We start from the raw sequence: 16,500 nt of genomic DNA on the forward strand, positions 1-16,500 counted from the left end.
CAAGGGCGCCTTGCGGCGCCCTTGTGGCTCAACTTATTCCCACTCGATAGTGGCAGGCGGCTTGCTCGACACGTCGTAGGTGACGCGGGAGATACCGGCGATTTCGTTGATGATGCGGCCGCTGACGGTTTCCAGCAGCTCGTACGGCAGGTGCGCCCAACGTGCGGTCATGAAGTCCACGGTCTCGACAGCGCGCAGCGCCACGACCCAGGCGTAGCGACGGCCATCGCCGACGACACCCACCGATTTGACCGGCTGGAACACCACGAAGGCCTGGCTGGTCTTGTGGTACCAGTCGGCCTTGCGCAGTTCTTCGATGAAGATGTGGTCGGCGCGACGCAGGATGTCGGCGTATTCCTTCTTCACTTCACCGAGGATACGCACGCCCAGGCCCGGGCCCGGGAACGGGTGGCGGTAGACCATGTCGTACGGCAGGCCCAGCTCCAGGCCGATCTTGCGCACTTCGTCCTTGAACAGTTCACGCAGCGGCTCGACCAGCTTGAGGTTCATCTCCTCCGGCAGGCCACCGACGTTGTGGTGCGACTTGATCACGTGGGCCTTGCCGCTCTTGGCGCCAGCCGACTCGATCACGTCGGGGTAGATGGTGCCCTGGGCGAGGAACTGGATGTTGTCCAGTTTGCTGGCTTCGGCATCGAACACGTCGATGAAGGTGCGGCCGATGATCTTGCGCTTCTTCTCCGGGTCCGCTTCGCCTTCCAGGTTGTCGAGGAACTGCTTCTCGGCGTCGGCGCGGATCACCTTGACGCCCATGTTCTCCTTGAACATGGCCATCACCTGGTCGCCTTCGTGCAGACGCAGCAGGCCGTTGTCGACGAATACGCAGGTCAGCTGGTCGCCAATGGCGCGGTGCAGCAGCGCGGCAACCACGGAAGAGTCGACGCCGCCGGACAGGCCCAGCAGGACGTTGGCCGAACCGACCTGCTCACGCACCTGGGCGATGGCGTCTTCGACGATGTTCGACGGGGTCCACAGGGCTTCGCAGCCACAGATGTCCTGGACGAAGCGCGAGAGGATGCGGCCGCCCTGCTTGGTGTGGGTCACTTCCGGGTGGAACTGCACGCCGTAGTAGCCCAGGGCATCGTCGTACATGCCGGCGATCGGGCAGCTCGGGGTGCTGGCCAGCACGCTGAAGTTGCCTGGCATCTGGGTGACCTTGTCGCCGTGGCTCATCCACACGTCCAGGCCCAGTACGCCGTCATCGTCGACGTGGTCTTCGATACCGTCGAGCAGGCGGCTCTTGCCAACCACGTCAACGCGGGCATAGCCGAACTCGCGCAGCTCGGAACCTTCGACCTTGCCACCCATCTGTTCGGCCATGGTCTGCATGCCGTAGCAGATGCCCAGCACCGGCACTTTCAGGTCGAACACGGCCTGTGGCGCGCGCGGGCTGTTGGCTTCGTGGACCGACTCGGGGCCGCCAGCGAGGATGATGCCGCGCGGGTTGAATTCGCGGATCGCTTCATCGTCCATGTCGAACGGGTGCAGCTCGCAGTACACGCCGATTTCGCGCACGCGGCGGGCGATCAGCTGGGTGTACTGGGAACCGAAATCGAGGATCAGGATGCGGTGAGCGTGAATGTCGAGGGCCATGACTCAATCTCTGATGCAGCTGCATGCTTCAAGCCGCAAGCTGCAAGTTGATCGGGGAAAACGCGGTAGTTGCAGAAGGGCAACTACCGCTTGTAGCTTGAAGCTTGTCGCTTACCGCTGGAGGCGTTAGCCGACCCGGTAGTTAGGGGCTTCTTTGGTGATCTGCACGTCATGCACGTGGGACTCGGCCATGCCGGCACCGGTGATGCGCACGAACTCCGGCTTGGTACGCATCTCTTCGATGGTCGCGCTGCCGGTGTAGCCCATGGACGAACGCAGGCCGCCCATCAGCTGGTGGATGATCGCCGACAGGGCGCCTTTGTATGGCACGCGGCCTTCGATCCCCTCGGGAACAAGCTTCTCGGCACCGGCCGAGGAGTCCTGGAAGTAACGGTCGGAGGAGCCTTGCGCCTGCGCCATGGCACCCAGCGAGCCCATGCCGCGGTAAGCCTTGTAAGAACGGCCCTGGAACAGCTCGACTTCACCCGGGGCTTCTTCGGTACCGGCGAACATCGAACCCATCATCACGCAGGAAGCACCGGCAACGATGGCCTTGGACAGGTCACCGGAGAAGCGGATGCCGCCGTCGGCGATCAGTGGCACACCGGTGCCTTCCAGCGCAGCGGCGACGTTGGCGATGGCGCTGATCTGCGGCACGCCGACACCGGCAACGATACGGGTGGTGCAGATCGAGCCTGGGCCGATACCGACCTTGACGGCGTCGGCGCCGGCTTCGGCCAGGGCCTTGGCAGCAGCGCCGGTGGCGATGTTGCCGCCGATCACCTGCACTTGCGGGTAGGTTTCTTTCACCCAACGTACGCGGTCGATCACGCCTTTGGAGTGACCGTGGGCGGTGTCGACCACCACCACGTCAACGCCGGCAGCAACCAGGGCGGCAACGCGCTCGCCGGTGTCCTTGCCGGTGCCGACGGCAGCGCCGACGCGCAGGCGACCCTGGTCGTCCTTGCTCGCCAGTGGGTAGGCCTTGGCTTTTTCGATGTCCTTGACGGTCATCATGCCCTTGAGCGCGAACTTGTCGTCGACGATCAGGACTTTTTCCAGACGGTGCTTGTGCAGCAGCTCGCGGACTTCGTTCTTGTCGGCGCCTTCGCGCACGGTGACCAGGCGCTCTTTAGGCGTCATCACGTCGCGGACCTTGGCGTCCAGGCGGGTTTCGAAGCGCACGTCACGGGAGGTGACGATGCCTACCAGGTCGCCGTTGGCCAGCACCGGAACACCCGAGATGTTGTTCAGGCGGGTCAGGTCGAACAGGTCGCGCACGGTGGCGTCGGCGTCGATGGTGATCGGGTCCTTGACCACGCCAGCCTCGAACTTCTTGACCTTGCGCACTTCGCCGGCCTGCTGCTCGATGGTCATGTTCTTGTGGATGATGCCGATGCCGCCTTCCTGGGCCATGGCGATGGCCAGACGCGCTTCGGTCACGGTATCCATGGCAGCGGAAACAAGGGGAATGTTCAGCTCGATGCCACGAGTCAAACGGGTCTTGAGACTGACTTCATTGGGCAGTACCTCGGAATAACCTGGTACAAGGAGGATATCGTCGAAAGTCAGGGCTTCTTGGCTGATACGCAGCATCGCGGGGGCTCCCGGGAGGGAAAAATGGAAGCGCGCCATTATACTCATCCACGGCGCGCCGCTCAATGCAATTCAAGCTTCAAGTTACAAGCGGCAAGCTACAAGAATCAGCGTCTGGACAAAGCGCGCATGCTTGATGCTTGCGGCTTAAAGCTTGCAGCTGACTTGTACCACCGCCACCGGCTGATCGAGCCAGTCGGCAAAGCTGTCGAGGAAGGCCTGGGTAAACCCGGCCTCGCCCCAGTTGTTGAAGATGAACCCCAGGTTGGAAAAGGCACATGGCTGCAGGTAAAGAAAGCCATTAATGTCGTCCTCGAAGCCGCACAACGGGCAGGTGAAGTTGTCGCTCACCCCCGGTGTCCACTCCTCCAGGCTCTCGAACAGCGGCTCGCCGACCTCGCGCCGGCACTCCGGGCAGCCAGCTTCTTCGAGGAAACCGTCGGTGGGGGTGTAGATGCACCGCTTGAGCACCACCTCAAGGCCGTTGACCTGCTCGCCGAAGGGCAGTTTCTCCGGGTGCAGGGCCACCTTGCGCGCGCCCTCGGCCAGGGCATGGCCCATTCGGTTGCCGGTACGCCCACAGGTGGTCAGCTGCTCCTCGACGATCTTCTCGCGCACCAGCCAGCGCAGGATGGCCCTTGAGCGGGCTTCGTGGGACGGCACGGTGGACAGTTTGGGGACGATGATGCTTTGGGTGTTCATGAACGAAACGCGCCTGCGGACTGCGGTAATGGCGCAATTCTACCGCTCACGCGCCCAGGTAGCGACCGATCAACGCCAGGCCGCTGGCCAGCACCAGCCAGGTGACCAGGCGCACGAAGGCTTCGCGGGACAACTTCAGGGTCAACCGCCTGCCAACCCACAGCCCGAGGAACATCACCGGTAGCAGGCAGGCGGCCAGCAACAGCAGGCTGGTATCGGCATACACACCGGCGATCAGGAACAGCGACAGGCGTACCACCGTGCTGCAACTAATCAATGCGCTCTGGGTCGCCCGCACCTGCTCCTTGGCCTCCAGCCGTGCGCTGAGGTAGATCGCGTATAAAAAACCACCACTGCCGAACATGGCGCCGAACAATCCACCCACCGTGCCCATGGGCACCGCCCAGGCGCCCGACAGCCTCGCCGGCCTCACCTTCACCGCCAGGCCGTAGACCGCGTAAGCGGTGACGAACAGCCCCATCAGCAACAGCAGCACATCCGACTTCAGGCGCAGCAGGAACACCACGCCCAGCGTGCAGCCCACGCCCATGAACGGCAGCAGCCTCAGCAGTTCGCCGCGCACCACGTCGCGCCGCGACGGCAGCAAGTTGCCGAAGGCGGCGACGAAGTCCAGCAGCACCAGCAACGGAACGATCCGCGACAATGGCATGAAATGGATCAGCACGGGGCCGGCGACCAGCGCAGTGCCGAAGCCGGCGATGCCGAAGACGATATAGGCCACCCCCACACCGAGCAGAATGGGTAGCCAGTCGAGCATGGAAAACGAAAGTTGAGCGAGCATTGCGGCAGTTCCTCGGGAGACCCCAGAAGGTTAGCCAGCGACAAGCCATGCCGACTAATATGCCTTTACGCCATGAGCCATCTGAAAAAGGCATGACATGACCTCGATTCGCCAACTGCGCTATTTCGTCGAAATCGCCGAGGCCGGCAGTTTCAGTGCCGCCGCCGAGCGGCTGTACATCGCCCAGTCGGCACTCAGCCGTCAGATCAAGGAACTGGAGCTGCACCTGGGGTCCGCGCTGTTCGAACGTACCGCCCGCCAGCCACGGCTGACCGCCGCTGGGCTGGCCTTCCTCGACCGCGCCCGACGCCTGCTGGCCGACCTGGACAAGGCCGAACGCCTGGCCCGCGAGGTGGGCCAGGGCCTGCGCGGCAACCTGCGGCTGAACCACTCCAGTACCGTGCCGCTGACAGGGCAGCTGCTGCAGCGCCTCGGCAGCTACCTCGAGGACAACCCCGGCGTCTCCCTGGAGATCGCCCAGCAATCGTCGGAGGCGCAACTGGAAGACATCGCCGAAGGCCGCCTGGAGATCGGCCTGCTGCGCCTGCCGGTGCTGCGTCAGCACGAGGGCGTGGAGCTGCATGCACTGTTCGACGAGCCCCTGCTGCTGGCGCTGGCGGCAAGCCACCCACTGGCCACGGTCGGCAGTGTTCGGCTGGGGCAACTGCGCGAGGAACGCTTCATTTCCATACCCCATCGTCAGCGCGGCGGGTTGAGCTACCTGTCGGCGTCGTTGTGCATGAACGAGGGATTCTTCCCCCAGGCGGCGCAGGTGGTGTCGCGCAAGACCACGCAACTGCAGCTGATCCAGGCCGGGTTCGGGGTGGCGTTGCTGCCCCTGAGCATGCGCGAGATTGCCCCGCCCTCGGTCACCTTCGTGCCGCTGGCCGAGGCCTGCCAGAGCACCGTGGCCCTGGCCTGCCGACGCGACGCGGGAGCGCTGTCGAGAAAGCTGCTGGACAGCCTGCGCTCGCCACAGGGCGATCAGGGCATGTAGCGCTCCGCCAGCGCAAAGGCGATCGCCGCGGTCTCGGCATCCAGCACACCGTCAAAGTTGCCCGGCCGGAAATGCAGCTGGAACGCCCTGAGCAAGGCTCGCACCTGGGCCGGACCGGGGCTGGTCGGGAAGCTGTACCCGTACGTACGCAGCTTGTCGAGGACGACCTCGAGCTGCGGCAGGCAACCCGCAAACCGCTGCTGGTAGTGCGCCTTGCGTGCCTCGTCGTACCAGGCACCGATACCGGCCTGGTGCAGGGCCTGCCAGGGGAAAGCGGCGCCAGGGTCGCTCTTGCGGCCAATGGCAATGTCGCTATGGCCGACCACCTGGGTCGGCGTGATGTCCGGATAGCGCTGCAGGATCGCCTGGCAAAGTTGGATCAAGGCTTCCACCTGCTGGGGGTGATAGGGCGGGAACATGAGCTGGCCGTTGCTCACCGACGCCTGGTTGACGATCTCGATGCCGATCGACGTATCGTTCAGGTTGCTGCGTCCTGCCCAGCCGCTGACACCTGCGTGCCAGGCACGCTCGTTCTCGTCGACGAGGCTGAAGGTGCGCATGGCGTCAAAACCTGCTCTCGCGAAGCTCGGATCGGACGGGTCGGGCACCAGGTAATGGGCGCTGACCTGAGTGCCGTTGACCAGCGCATTGATCGAGCCGTTGAAATTGACGGCTGTGTAATGCAGCACGAGGAATCGCACCCGTCGGTTGGAAGCCTTGGAGCGGTAGGTGTGGGCGTCTATGGGGTACATGGCGGATCTCCTCATGGAGTCAGGCGCCCAGACTGCATCGCCGGGTGTCGGGGCCGGCAGCCGGAAATGCTCCCAAGGTTGGGCGTGCCAGCAGCCGGCACAGTGCATCCGCGCGACGGCTCCTTTATGATGCCCGGCATGATCAGAGACCCTTTCGAACGACTCGGCCTGGACCGCGAGGTCCTCACCGTCAGCCAACTCAACGGCCGCGCCCGCGTGCTGCTCGAGGACGTGTTCCGCAGCGTCTGGGTGGAAGGCGAGATTTCCAACCTCGCCCGCCCGGCATCCGGCCACCTGTATTTCACCCTCAAGGACAGCGGCGCACAGATCCGCTGCGCGCTGTTCCGCCAGAACGCCCTGCGCGTGCGCCAGGCGCTGCGCGACGGCCTGGCGGTCAAGGTGCGCGGCAAAGTCTCGCTGTTCGAAGGCCGTGGCGACTACCAACTGATCCTCGACACCGTCGAACCGGCCGGTGACGGCGCCCTGCGCCTGGCCTTCGAGGCCCTTAAGGAAAAACTCGGCGCCGAAGGCCTGTTCAGCACCGAGCGCAAAAAAGCCTTGCCGGTGCATCCGCAACGCATCGGCATCATCACCTCGCCCACCGGCGCTGTGATCCGCGACATCATCAGCGTGTTCGGCCGCCGTGCGCCGCAGGTCGAGCTGAACCTGATCCCCACCGCAGTGCAGGGCCGCGAGGCCATCGGGCAGATCGTCCGCGCCCTGCAGCTGGCCGACCGCCAGGGTTTCGATGCGCTGATCCTGGCCCGTGGCGGTGGCTCGCTGGAAGACCTCTGGTGCTTCAACGAAGAAGCCGTGGCTCGCGCCGTGGCGGCGTGCGTGACGCCTATCGTCAGTGCCGTGGGCCATGAAACCGACGTGTCGATCAGCGACTTCGTCGCCGACGTGCGCGCCCCCACCCCGTCGGCGGCCGCCGAACTACTGGCTCCCGACAGCAGCGGCCTGCAGCAGCGCCTCGACAGCCTGCAGCGGCGCCTGTTGCTGCGCATCCAGAACCGCCTGGCCCACGACCGCCTGCGCGTCGATGGCCTGGCCCGGCGCCTGCGCCACCCGGGCGAGCGCCTGCGCCAGCAGGCACAGCGCCTGGATGACCTGGACATGCGCATGCGCCGCGCCTTCATGCTCAGCCTGCAACGCCGCCACGAGCGCCTGGGCCGTCTCGACACCCGCCTGGCCGCGCAACACCCAGGCCGTTCGCTGAAGCTGCTCAAGCAACGCCTGGACAGCCTTGGCGAACGCCTGCCACGGGCCATGCGCGAAGTGCTCAAGGACCGTCGCCAGCGCTTCCAGGCGCAACTGCAGACCCTGCAGGTGGTCAGCCCGCTGGCGACCCTGGCCCGTGGCTACAGCATCCTGCTCGACGAACGCGGCCAGGCCATTCGCAGCGCCGCCCAGACCCACAACGGCCAGCGCCTGACCGCCCGCCTCAACGAAGGCGAGCTCAAGGTGCGGGTCGAGGACAACCACCAGACTCCGGTCACCCTTTCGCTACTGGACTGACACATGCCTCGCCTGCTCGCTCCCCTGCTTGCCCTGTTCCTGCTGCTGCCGGTCACCGCTGCCCAGGCCAGCTACATCACCCGCACCCTCGACAAGCCGGTGCCCGGCGGCGTCGCGGTGGTCGACCTTGGCCCTTCGGCCAGCGCCCCGAGCGCGCGCTTCGATGGCAAGCCGGTGCTGGTGATCAAGGAGCAGGACACCTGGCTGGCCATCGTCGGCATCCCGCTGACGCAAAAGCCCGGCAACGCCGTGCTCACCCAGGGCGGCCGCACCCTGCCCTTCACCGTCGGCAGCAAGAAGTACCCCGAACAGCACATCACCCTGAAGAACAAGCGCCAGGTCAACCCCGAGCCCGACGACCTCAAGCGCATCGAGCGCGAACTGGCCGAGCAAGTAAAGGCCTACCGCAGCTTCAGCCCCATGCTGCCGAGCAATCTGATCCTCGACAAGCCGGTCAATGGCCCGCTGTCGAGCAAGTTCGGCGTGCGCCGTTTCTTCAATGGCGAAGAGCGCAACCCCCACGCCGGGCTGGACTTCGCCGTGCCCGCCGGCACGCCGATCAAGACCCCGGCTAATGGCAAGGTGATCCTGGTGGGCGATTACTTCTTCAATGGCCGCACGGTGTTCGTCGACCATGGCCAAGGTTTCATCAGCATGTTCTGCCACATGTCGAAGATCGACGTTAAGCCAGGCCAGGTGCTGCGCCGTGGCGAAGTGGTCGGGCGAGTGGGCTCGACCGGGCGCGCCACCGGGCCGCACATGCACTGGAACGTCAGCCTCAATGATGCGCGGGTCGATCCGGCGATTTTCATTGGTGCGTTCCAACCCTGAAATCGGCATCCCCCCATTCGCGGGTAAACCCGCTCCCACAGGCACAGTGACACCTGTGGGAGCGGGTTTACCCGCGAAGAGGCCAGCACTGCCACCCGCAGAGCCCATGTCTTGCGCCATCCAAAAATACTGCGCAACGACACAAACAAAACAAACAACAACCAGCCATAAAATCTCGCAAATCCTGTTTTTTTAAGCATTCCTCTCAATTTTTTCTGAAGCCTTGCCATCCCCCACCCCACTGGTTAGGGTTGAGCACATGAAAACCTTCAGCACCCTCATCCTTCTCCGACAACATCGCAGCCTCTGCCTGGTCAGTGCACGACTACCAGGTTGAATCGCGTCGCCTCGCCTTTTCATCTCGTTATCGTTTGGCAGGCCCGATTTCGGCCGCACATAAAAGGATTGCTTCCATGACCATGCTCAAAGACCCTTCGAAGAAATACCGCGCCTTCCCGACCATCGACCTGCCCGACCGCACCTGGCCGTCGAAAACCATCACCCAGGCGCCGATCTGGTGCAGCTCCGACCTGCGTGATGGCAACCAGTCGCTGATCGAGCCGATGGATTCGGAGAAGAAGCTGCGTTTCTGGAAGACCCTGGTGCAGGTCGGCGTGAAGGAAATCGAAGCCTCGTTCCCGTCCGCGTCGCAAACCGACTTCGACTTCGTGCGCACTCTGATCGAAGACGGCCACATCCCGGACGACACCACCATCCAGGTGCTCACTCAAGCCCGTGAAGACCTGATCGCCCGCACCTTCGAATCCCTGCGCGGCGCCAAGAAGGCCATCGTCCACCTGTACAACGCCACTTGCCCGTCGTTCCGCCGCATCGTCTTCAACCAGGACAAGCAGGGCGTCAAGGACATCGCGGTCAACGCTGCCAAGCTGTTCGTCAAATACGCCGCCCAGCAGCCGGAAACCCACTGGACCTTCCAGTACTCGCCAGAGACCTTCAGCGCCACCGAGCTGGAATTCGCCAAAGAGGTGTGCGACGCGGTGATCGAGGTGTGGAACCCGACCCCTGAGCACAAGGTCATCCTCAACCTGCCGGCCACCGTCGAAGTCGCCACGCCGAACATCTACGCCGACCAGATCGAATGGTTCTGCCGCAATGTCAGCCGCCGCGACAGCGTGATCATCAGCCTGCACTGCCACAACGACCGTGGCACCGGCATCGCCGCCACCGAGTTGGGCCTGATGGCCGGCGCCGACCGTGCCGAAGGCTGCCTGTTCGGCAACGGCGAGCGCACCGGCAACGTCGACCTGGTGACCCTGGCGTTGAACCTCTACACCCAGGGCATCGACCCACAGCTGGACTTCTCCGACATCGACGGCGTGCGCAAGGTCGTCGAAGAGTGCAACCAGTTGCCGGTGCACCCACGTCACCCGTACGTCGGCGACCTGGTCCACACCGCCTTCTCCGGCTCGCACCAGGATGCCATCCGCAAAGGCTTCGCCAAGCAGCAGGAAGGCGAATTGTGGGAAGTGCCATACCTGCCGATCGACCCGGCCGACATCGGCCGCAGCTACGAGGCGGTGATCCGCGTCAACAGCCAGTCGGGCAAGGGCGGCATCACCTACCTGCTCGAGCAGGAGTACGGCATCAGCCTGCCGCGCCGCATGCAGATCGAGTTCAGCCAGGTGGTCCAAGGCGAGACCGACCGCCTGGGCCTGGAAATGACCGCCAAGCAGATTTACACCCTGCTGCAAAAGGAATACCTGCAAGCCAATGCGCCGTACGCGTTGGTCAGCCACCGCCTGCAGGAAGAGAACGGCAACAGCGCCGTGGAAGTGGAAGTTGCCGGTGAAGGCGAAACCACCCTGCACTGGCGCGGCAAGGGCAATGGCGCCCTGGAAGCCTTGGTGGCCGGCCTGCCGGTGGCCGTGGAAATCATGGACTACAACGAGCACGCCATCGGCGCCGGCACCAACGCCAAAGCCGCGGCCTACATCGAGCTGCGCGTTGCCGGCGGTCGCCCGGTGCACGGCGTGGGCATCGACGAGAACATCACCACCGCAAGCTTCAAGGCACTGTTCAGCGCGCTGAACCGCTCCCTGAGCCAGCAGGAAGCCAAGGCGGCGTAAACCCGCCCTGCTCGCCTGCAAACCCGCATCCTCGGATGCGGGTTTTTTTATGCCCGGAATATCCAGCAAGGTGCGTCAGACAACGCCGTCATTTCGCCATGGCGAAAAATTTGCAGGATGCCTTGGATCAAGCGGCGCAGCCGGCTGCCTACAGGGAAGCACAATGCAGGCAGCCTGCTTTACAACCCCCGATCAAAGCTTATTAAGTCGCTGATGCACTGATATGGATCAATACTTTATTACTTGAACTAAATAAGTGCATTTTCATTAGTCAAAACCTGTCGCTACTTACTCTTTATTAGTGCAACACAATAAAAGTAAAATAGTGGCAGCGAGCCATCAAACAACAACAGCAGCGGCATTCGCCTATTAACCTACTGCCCACTTCCCAGAGGCCAGACGCATGCTGACCAATGCCCCGCTTCGCCTGAAGCTGTTGTTGATACTGATATTTCCCTTACTCGGTTTCCTACTACTGAGCAGTGTTTACCTGCTCGATAATTATCGAACCTTGCGCGACATGGAAAGCACCGTAAGCGCCAGCAGCACGGCGCAATCGCTGAGCGTGTTGATCACCAGCCTGCAGCGTGAACGCGGTGCGAGCGGGGTGTTCATCGGCAGCCGCGGCACGGCCATGGGCAACCGCCTGGGGCAAATCCGCGAAGAAAGCAGCGCCGCCATCGAAGCGGTCCGACGCTTGCCGACAGCCAATGACAGCGACATCGCCAAGTTACTCGGCACCTTGCAGGCGATTACCGAGCTGCGCCAGCAGGTGAGCCAGTTGTCGATTGACAGCACTGTATCCGGCACCCGCTATACCGAGATGATCCAGCAATTGATCGGCTATACCCACTCACTGGAAAAACGCGTCAACAACACTGCCGTGGTTCATGCGCTGAGTGCACTCAATCAGTTCATCGAGCTGAAAGAGCGGGCCGGCCGTGAGCGGGTCATCCTTGGCCTGGCATTCAATCAAGATCACTTCGACGCTACTCTGCTGTCGCGCTTCAGCCGCAACCTCGGTGAGTTTTCCGCCTATGCCGACGGGTTCCAGCGCAAGGCGTCAGCTGAACTGCTGAGCCAGTTCCAGGCCCGCCAACAATCGCCTGCCGCCAATGAAGTGAGCAGGCTGCAACGCCTGGCCTTCGAGGTGCCGCTGGGCCAGGCGCTGGGGATCAAACCGGAAGCCTGGTTCGACATTTCGACCCAGCGCATCGACCAGATGAGCGAGGTCGAGCAGGCCCTGGCCGAGCGCGTCGGCAAACTTGCCGCCAACGCCCATGGCAACGCCAGCCAAGCCCTGTGGCTGACGCTCGGCGGCGCGCTCCTGGCGCTGGCCCTCGTAGCCCTGCTGTCGTGGATGATCATCCACAGCATCGGCAAGGCGGTGCAGGACATCAACAGCGCCCTCGATGGCCTCGCTCGCCGCGACCTTACCGCGCGCAGCGGTTACCGCAGCAAGGACGAGTTCGGCCAGATCGCCGACAACCTCAACCGCATGGCCGACGAACTCGGCGAAATCGTCCGCGAGATCGGCAGCGCCACCGCCCAGGTCGCCACCGCCGCTGAAGAGTCCTCAGCGGTGACCCTGCAGACCAGCCGCAGTGTCGAACAGCAACGCCAGAGCACCGAGCTGGTGGCCACCGCGATCAACGAGATGAGCGCCACGGTGCGTGAAGTGGCACACAGCACCAACGACGCGGCCAATCTGTCCCAGCAGATTCACACCAGCACCAGCCAGGGCCAGGCCGAAGTCGAAGGCACCATCGAACTGATCCGCGAGCTGTCGTCCCAGGCCGAACAGACCGCCAACCTGATCAATGAGCTGAAGCAGGAAAGCGATGCGATTTCATCGGTACTGGACGTGATCCGGGGTATCGCCGAGCAGACCAACCTGTTGGCCCTGAATGCCGCCATCGAAGCCGCCCGCGCCGGCGACCACGGTCGCGGCTTCGCCGTGGTGGCCTCGGAAGTGCGCACCCTGGCACAGCGCACCCAGGAATCGACCGGCAATATCCAGCAGATGATCAGCAACCTGCAGGCCGGCTCTGATCGGGCCAGCAGTTCCATGCTGGAAACCTTGGGCAAGGCGCAGTCCGGCGCTAGCCGCATCGGCCGCGCAGGCGAGCTGCTGGCGTCTATCACCGAGGGCGTCGCCCGCATCAGCGACCGCAACATCCAGATCGCCTCTGCTGCCGAAGAGCAGAGCGCGGTGTCCGAAGACATCAACCGCAACGTCAACGCAATCAATGACCTGGTGATACAGGTCAGTGCAGGCGCTCAGCAGACTGCGGTGACCAGCCAGGAGCTGGCCCGCCTGGCAGAGCATCAACAGCAACTGGTCAGCCGCTTCCGCCTGGCATGACGGCCTCGATCCTTTCGTTGCCTGCCACGGCCCTATCGCCGGCAAGCCGGCTCCCACAGGTACGATACTGGGCTTGAGGCCAATGCGGTCGGGGTGGGAGCCGGCTTGCCGGCGATTGAACCAAGGCAGGCTCTACATAATCCGCAGGCAAAAAAAAGGGGCGCCGACCAAGCGCCCCACAAGCCGTGTAGCACACAACGAAATCGGTCAGTCCAGCAGCGCCATCGCCTCGGCGCTGCACGCCTCGATACGGGCCCAGTCGCCGTTCTTGATCCAGCTGCTGTCGAGCATCCAGGTGCCACCCACGCACATCACATTGGGCAGTGCCATGTAGTTGCGTACGTTGGCCGGGTTCACCCCGCCGGTGGGGCAGAAGCGGATATCGCCGAACGGGCCGGCGAAGGCCTTGATCGCCGCCACGCCGCCGCTGATCTCGGCCGGGAACAGCTTGAAGCGCCGGTAACCCAGGGCGTAACCCATCATGATCTCGGACGGCGTGCTGATGCCGGGCAGCAACGGGATGTCGCTGTCCACGCCGGCCTCGAGAATGTCCTGGGTAATGCCAGGGGTGACGACGAACTGCGCGCCTGCGGCCTGCACGGCGGCGAACATGCTGCGGTCAAGCACGGTACCGGCACCGACGCACAGCTCCGGGCGCTGCTCGCGCAGCACCTGGATGGCCTTCAGGCCCAGCGCCGAGCGCAAGGTCACTTCCAGGGTGCGGATGCCACCGGCGGCCAGAGCGTCGGCCAGCGGCAGGATGTCTTGCTCGCGGGCGATGGTGATCACCGGCAGGATGCGCGCCTTGGCGCAGATCGCGTCGATGCGTTCGGCTTTCTCGGCCATCGAGAGCAAAGGCTGTGGGCGTTCGAGGGTGGTCATGACTGTGGATCCTTGGCTCATGGGCACCAGTAGATGCTCAGGGGGTCGTGAAGAAAAGCGCGAATCGGCATTTCGGTAAGGTCGTTGCCCGCCAGCGCGGCGCGCAGGGTAGCGAGTTTGCCGGCCCCTTGCACGGACAGGGCAGTGAAGCCGGCGCTGGCCAGCAGCGCGCGGGTCATGCTCAGGCGCTGGTGCGGCACGCTGGGCGCCAGCATCGGCAGGCAGCGGCGCTCACCCACCTTGGCCAGGCCCTGGCGCAGGTTGGGGCTGGCCGGGAACAGCGAGGCGGTGTGGCCATCGTCGCCCATGCCCAGCACCAGTACATCGATCGGCGGCAAGTCGGCCAGTACCTGGTCGGCCTGTTCGGCAGCGGCTTCCAGATTGGCGGCAGCCTGGTAGAGGCCGATGAAGCGTGCCTTGGCCGCCGCGCCCTTGAACAAGTGACGGGCCAGCAAGCCTGCGTTGCTGTCGGCATGCTCCACCGGCACCCAACGCTCGTCGGCCAGGCTCACGGTCACCTTCGACCAGTCCAGCACTTGCGCAGCCAACTGCTCGAGGAACGGTACCGGGCTGCGCCCGCCGGACAGCACCACACAGGCCTGGCCCTTGCTGGCGATGGCCTGGCGCAGGCGTTCGGCCACGTCATGGGCCAGGGTCGCCGCCAGGCTGTTCGAATCGGCCAGCGCTTGCGCCTTCACGCTCGCCGGCAGTTGCAGTTCAGATATCGCCATACCAGGCCCTCCCATCACGTGTAATCAATGCAATCGAGCTCATGGGCCCCCAGGAACCGGCCGCATAGGGCTTGGGGGCATCGCCGCTGGTCTTCCAGCCGGCGATCAGCTGGTCGCACCATTTCCAGGCGTATTCGATTTCGTCCTTGCGCACGAACAGGTTCTGGTTGCCGCGCATCACTTCCAGCAGCAAGCGCTCGTAGGCATCAGGAATCCGCGCGCTGCGCCAGGTGTCGGAGAAATTCAGTTGCAGCGGGCCACTGCGCAGCTGCATGCCTTTGTCCAGGCCCTGCTCCTTGGTCATCACCCGCAGCGAGATACCTTCGTCCGGCTGCAGGCGGATGATCAGCTTGTTGCCGATCTGCAAGCGCTGTTCCGGGGCAAAGATGTAGTGCGGCGTCTCTTTGAAGTGGATGACGATCTGCGACAGCTTGCCGGGCATGCGCTTGCCGGTGCGCAGGTAGAACGGCACGCCCGACCAGCGCCAGTTGCGGATGTCGGCGCGCAGGGCGACGAAGGTTTCGGTGTCGCTCTGGGCGTTGGCGTTGTCTTCTTCCAGGTAGCCCGGTACCGGCTTGCCGTCGCTGTAGCCGGCGATGTACTGGCCACGCACCACGCGAGTGCTCAGGCCCTCTCCGGTGATCGGCGCCAGGGCCTTGAGCACCTTGACCTTTTCGTCGCGGATGCTGTCGGCGGAAAGGTCGCTGGGCGGGTCCATGGCAATCAGGCAAAGCAGCTGCAACAGGTGGTTCTGGATCATGTCGCGCAGTTGGCCGGCCTTGTCGAAGTAGCCCCAGCGGCCTTCGATACCGACCTTTTCGGCGACGGTGATCTCCACGTGGGAGATGGAATTCTGGTTCCACTGGGTTTCGAACAGGCTGTTGGCAAAGCGCAGGGCAATCAGGTTCTGCACCGTCTCTTTGCCCAGGTAGTGGTCGATGCGATAGACGCGGTTTTCCGGGAAGTAGCGCGCCACGGCGTCGTTGACCCGGCGCGACGACTCCAGGTCGTGGCCAATGGGCTTTTCCAGCACCACCCGGGTGCGTGGCGCCAGGCCGGCCTTGTCGAGGTTCTCGCAGATCGCCCCATAGACTGCGGCGGCTGTGGCGAAGTAGGCGATCAGTGGCAGCTCGCCAGGCGCTTGCTCAGCCAGGGCCTGGTAATCCTCGGGCTGGACGAAGTCCACATGCAGGTAGTTCAGGCGTTCGAGGAAGCGGCCCAGGGCAACGGCGTCGATGTCCGCGTCGGGGACGTGGCGGCGCAGGTGCGCCTCGATGGTGCCCAGGTGCTCCTGCGCGGTGCCCGGCTCACGGGCCAGGGCCAGCAGCCGGGTGTCCGGGTGCAGCAGGTTGGCACGGTCGAGCTGGTAGAGCGCAGGAAACAGCTTGCGCAATGCCAGGTCGCCCAAGGCGCCAAAGAGGGCAAATGTGCAAGGTTCGACACTGATCGCAGCCATGATGTTGGTTCTTTTATTAAAGTTGAGCTAGGAATACCGCTTTCAAAGCGGGTTTTCAAGGCCTAATGTAGTAAAAACCACAACATTATCTACATCTATTACAACCCAGTGGTGTGACAATCTCACCGCCAGTAGGATACACAACACTGCAAAAAGCCTGCTGCCCCGCC

At 63.8% G+C, this 16,500-nt stretch carries 13 protein-coding genes and 1 pseudogene; 6 read left to right on the forward strand and 8 right to left on the reverse strand.

Features of this window, described 5'->3' with window-relative positions; genetic code table 11:
• Nucleotides 1-33: 33 nt before the first annotated feature.
• The 4 genes from guaA to EJA05_RS22400 all read right to left on the reverse strand — a co-directional run bounded on the left by guaA (nucleotide 34) and on the right by EJA05_RS22400 (nucleotide 4,711).
• Entirely contained in the window at nucleotides 34-1,611 is a 1,578-nt protein-coding gene (gene guaA, locus EJA05_RS22385) for a glutamine-hydrolyzing GMP synthase (RefSeq protein WP_125859986.1), read from the reverse strand.
• Between the two features lie 126 nt (nucleotides 1,612-1,737).
• A complete protein-coding gene (guaB, locus tag EJA05_RS22390) occupies nucleotides 1,738-3,207 on the reverse strand; it encodes an IMP dehydrogenase (protein WP_125465273.1) in 1,470 nt (489 codons plus the stop codon).
• A 147-nt stretch (nucleotides 3,208-3,354) separates the two neighbouring features.
• Nucleotides 3,355-3,909: a sugar ABC transporter ATPase gene (locus tag EJA05_RS22395; RefSeq protein ID WP_125859988.1), complete on the reverse strand. Its 555-nt coding sequence runs from the start codon at nucleotides 3,907-3,909 to the stop codon at nucleotides 3,355-3,357.
• Between the two features lie 46 nt (nucleotides 3,910-3,955).
• Nucleotides 3,956-4,711, reverse strand: a complete 756-nt coding sequence (locus EJA05_RS22400) for a sulfite exporter TauE/SafE family protein (RefSeq protein WP_125859990.1) — start codon at nucleotides 4,709-4,711, stop codon at nucleotides 3,956-3,958.
• Nucleotides 4,712-4,808: 97 nt separating this feature from the next.
• On the opposite strand from EJA05_RS22400, the gene EJA05_RS22405 reads away from it, so the two are divergent.
• Complete coding sequence (locus tag EJA05_RS22405; RefSeq protein ID WP_125859992.1) at nucleotides 4,809-5,708, forward strand: LysR family transcriptional regulator; 900 nt, start codon at nucleotides 4,809-4,811, stop codon at nucleotides 5,706-5,708.
• Here EJA05_RS22405 and EJA05_RS22410 read toward each other — a convergent pair.
• Entirely contained in the window at nucleotides 5,696-6,460 is a 765-nt protein-coding gene (locus EJA05_RS22410) for an N-acetylmuramoyl-L-alanine amidase (protein ID WP_125859994.1), read from the reverse strand. The two genes, EJA05_RS22405 and EJA05_RS22410, sit on opposite strands and share 13 nt — an antisense overlap.
• 138 nt (nucleotides 6,461-6,598) lie before the next feature.
• Between EJA05_RS22410 and xseA the strand changes: the two genes are divergently transcribed.
• The 5 genes and pseudogenes from xseA to EJA05_RS28900 all read left to right on the forward strand — a co-directional run bounded on the left by xseA (nucleotide 6,599) and on the right by EJA05_RS28900 (nucleotide 13,261).
• The gene (gene xseA / locus EJA05_RS22415) at nucleotides 6,599-7,978 is read left to right on the forward strand and encodes an exodeoxyribonuclease VII large subunit (protein WP_125859996.1); all 1,380 of its coding nucleotides are present in this window, start codon (nucleotides 6,599-6,601) and stop codon (nucleotides 7,976-7,978) included.
• A 3-nt stretch (nucleotides 7,979-7,981) separates the two neighbouring features.
• Nucleotides 7,982-8,809 carry a M23 family metallopeptidase gene (locus tag EJA05_RS22420; protein WP_125859998.1) on the forward strand — a complete coding sequence of 276 codons (828 nt, stop codon included), beginning with the start codon at nucleotides 7,982-7,984 and terminating at the stop codon, nucleotides 8,807-8,809.
• Nucleotides 8,810-9,222: 413 nt separating this feature from the next.
• Nucleotides 9,223-10,896, forward strand: a complete 1,674-nt coding sequence (gene leuA, locus EJA05_RS22430) for a 2-isopropylmalate synthase (protein ID WP_125860002.1) — start codon at nucleotides 9,223-9,225, stop codon at nucleotides 10,894-10,896.
• 520 nt (nucleotides 10,897-11,416) lie between these two features.
• A pseudogene (locus tag EJA05_RS28895) lies at nucleotides 11,417-12,397 on the forward strand (nitrate- and nitrite sensing domain-containing protein); the annotation flags it as partial.
• A complete protein-coding gene (locus EJA05_RS28900) occupies nucleotides 12,395-13,261 on the forward strand; it encodes a methyl-accepting chemotaxis protein (protein WP_374046961.1) in 867 nt (288 codons plus the stop codon). The pseudogene EJA05_RS28895 and the gene EJA05_RS28900, both read left to right, overlap by 3 nt.
• A 207-nt stretch (nucleotides 13,262-13,468) precedes the next feature.
• Here the strand turns inward: EJA05_RS28900 and EJA05_RS22440 are convergent, their stop codons facing one another.
• Genes EJA05_RS22440 through zwf form a run of 3 tightly spaced genes read right to left on the reverse strand, consistent with a single transcriptional unit; the run spans nucleotide 13,469 to nucleotide 16,330 of the window.
• Nucleotides 13,469-14,143: a bifunctional 4-hydroxy-2-oxoglutarate aldolase/2-dehydro-3-deoxy-phosphogluconate aldolase gene (locus EJA05_RS22440; protein ID WP_125465287.1), complete on the reverse strand. Its 675-nt coding sequence runs from the start codon at nucleotides 14,141-14,143 to the stop codon at nucleotides 13,469-13,471.
• A 17-nt stretch (nucleotides 14,144-14,160) separates the two neighbouring features.
• Nucleotides 14,161-14,874 carry a 6-phosphogluconolactonase gene (gene pgl, locus EJA05_RS22445; protein ID WP_125860006.1) on the reverse strand — a complete coding sequence of 238 codons (714 nt, stop codon included), beginning with the start codon at nucleotides 14,872-14,874 and terminating at the stop codon, nucleotides 14,161-14,163.
• Entirely contained in the window at nucleotides 14,861-16,330 is a 1,470-nt protein-coding gene (zwf, locus tag EJA05_RS22450) for a glucose-6-phosphate dehydrogenase (RefSeq protein ID WP_125860008.1), read from the reverse strand. The genes pgl and zwf overlap by 14 nt, the downstream gene beginning before the upstream one ends.
• Nucleotides 16,331-16,500 lie beyond the last annotated feature (170 nt).

Origin of the sequence: Pseudomonas oryziphila (genome assembly GCF_003940825.1) — a bacterium.
In the GTDB taxonomy this organism is placed as follows: domain Bacteria; phylum Pseudomonadota; class Gammaproteobacteria; order Pseudomonadales; family Pseudomonadaceae; genus Aquipseudomonas; species Aquipseudomonas sichuanensis.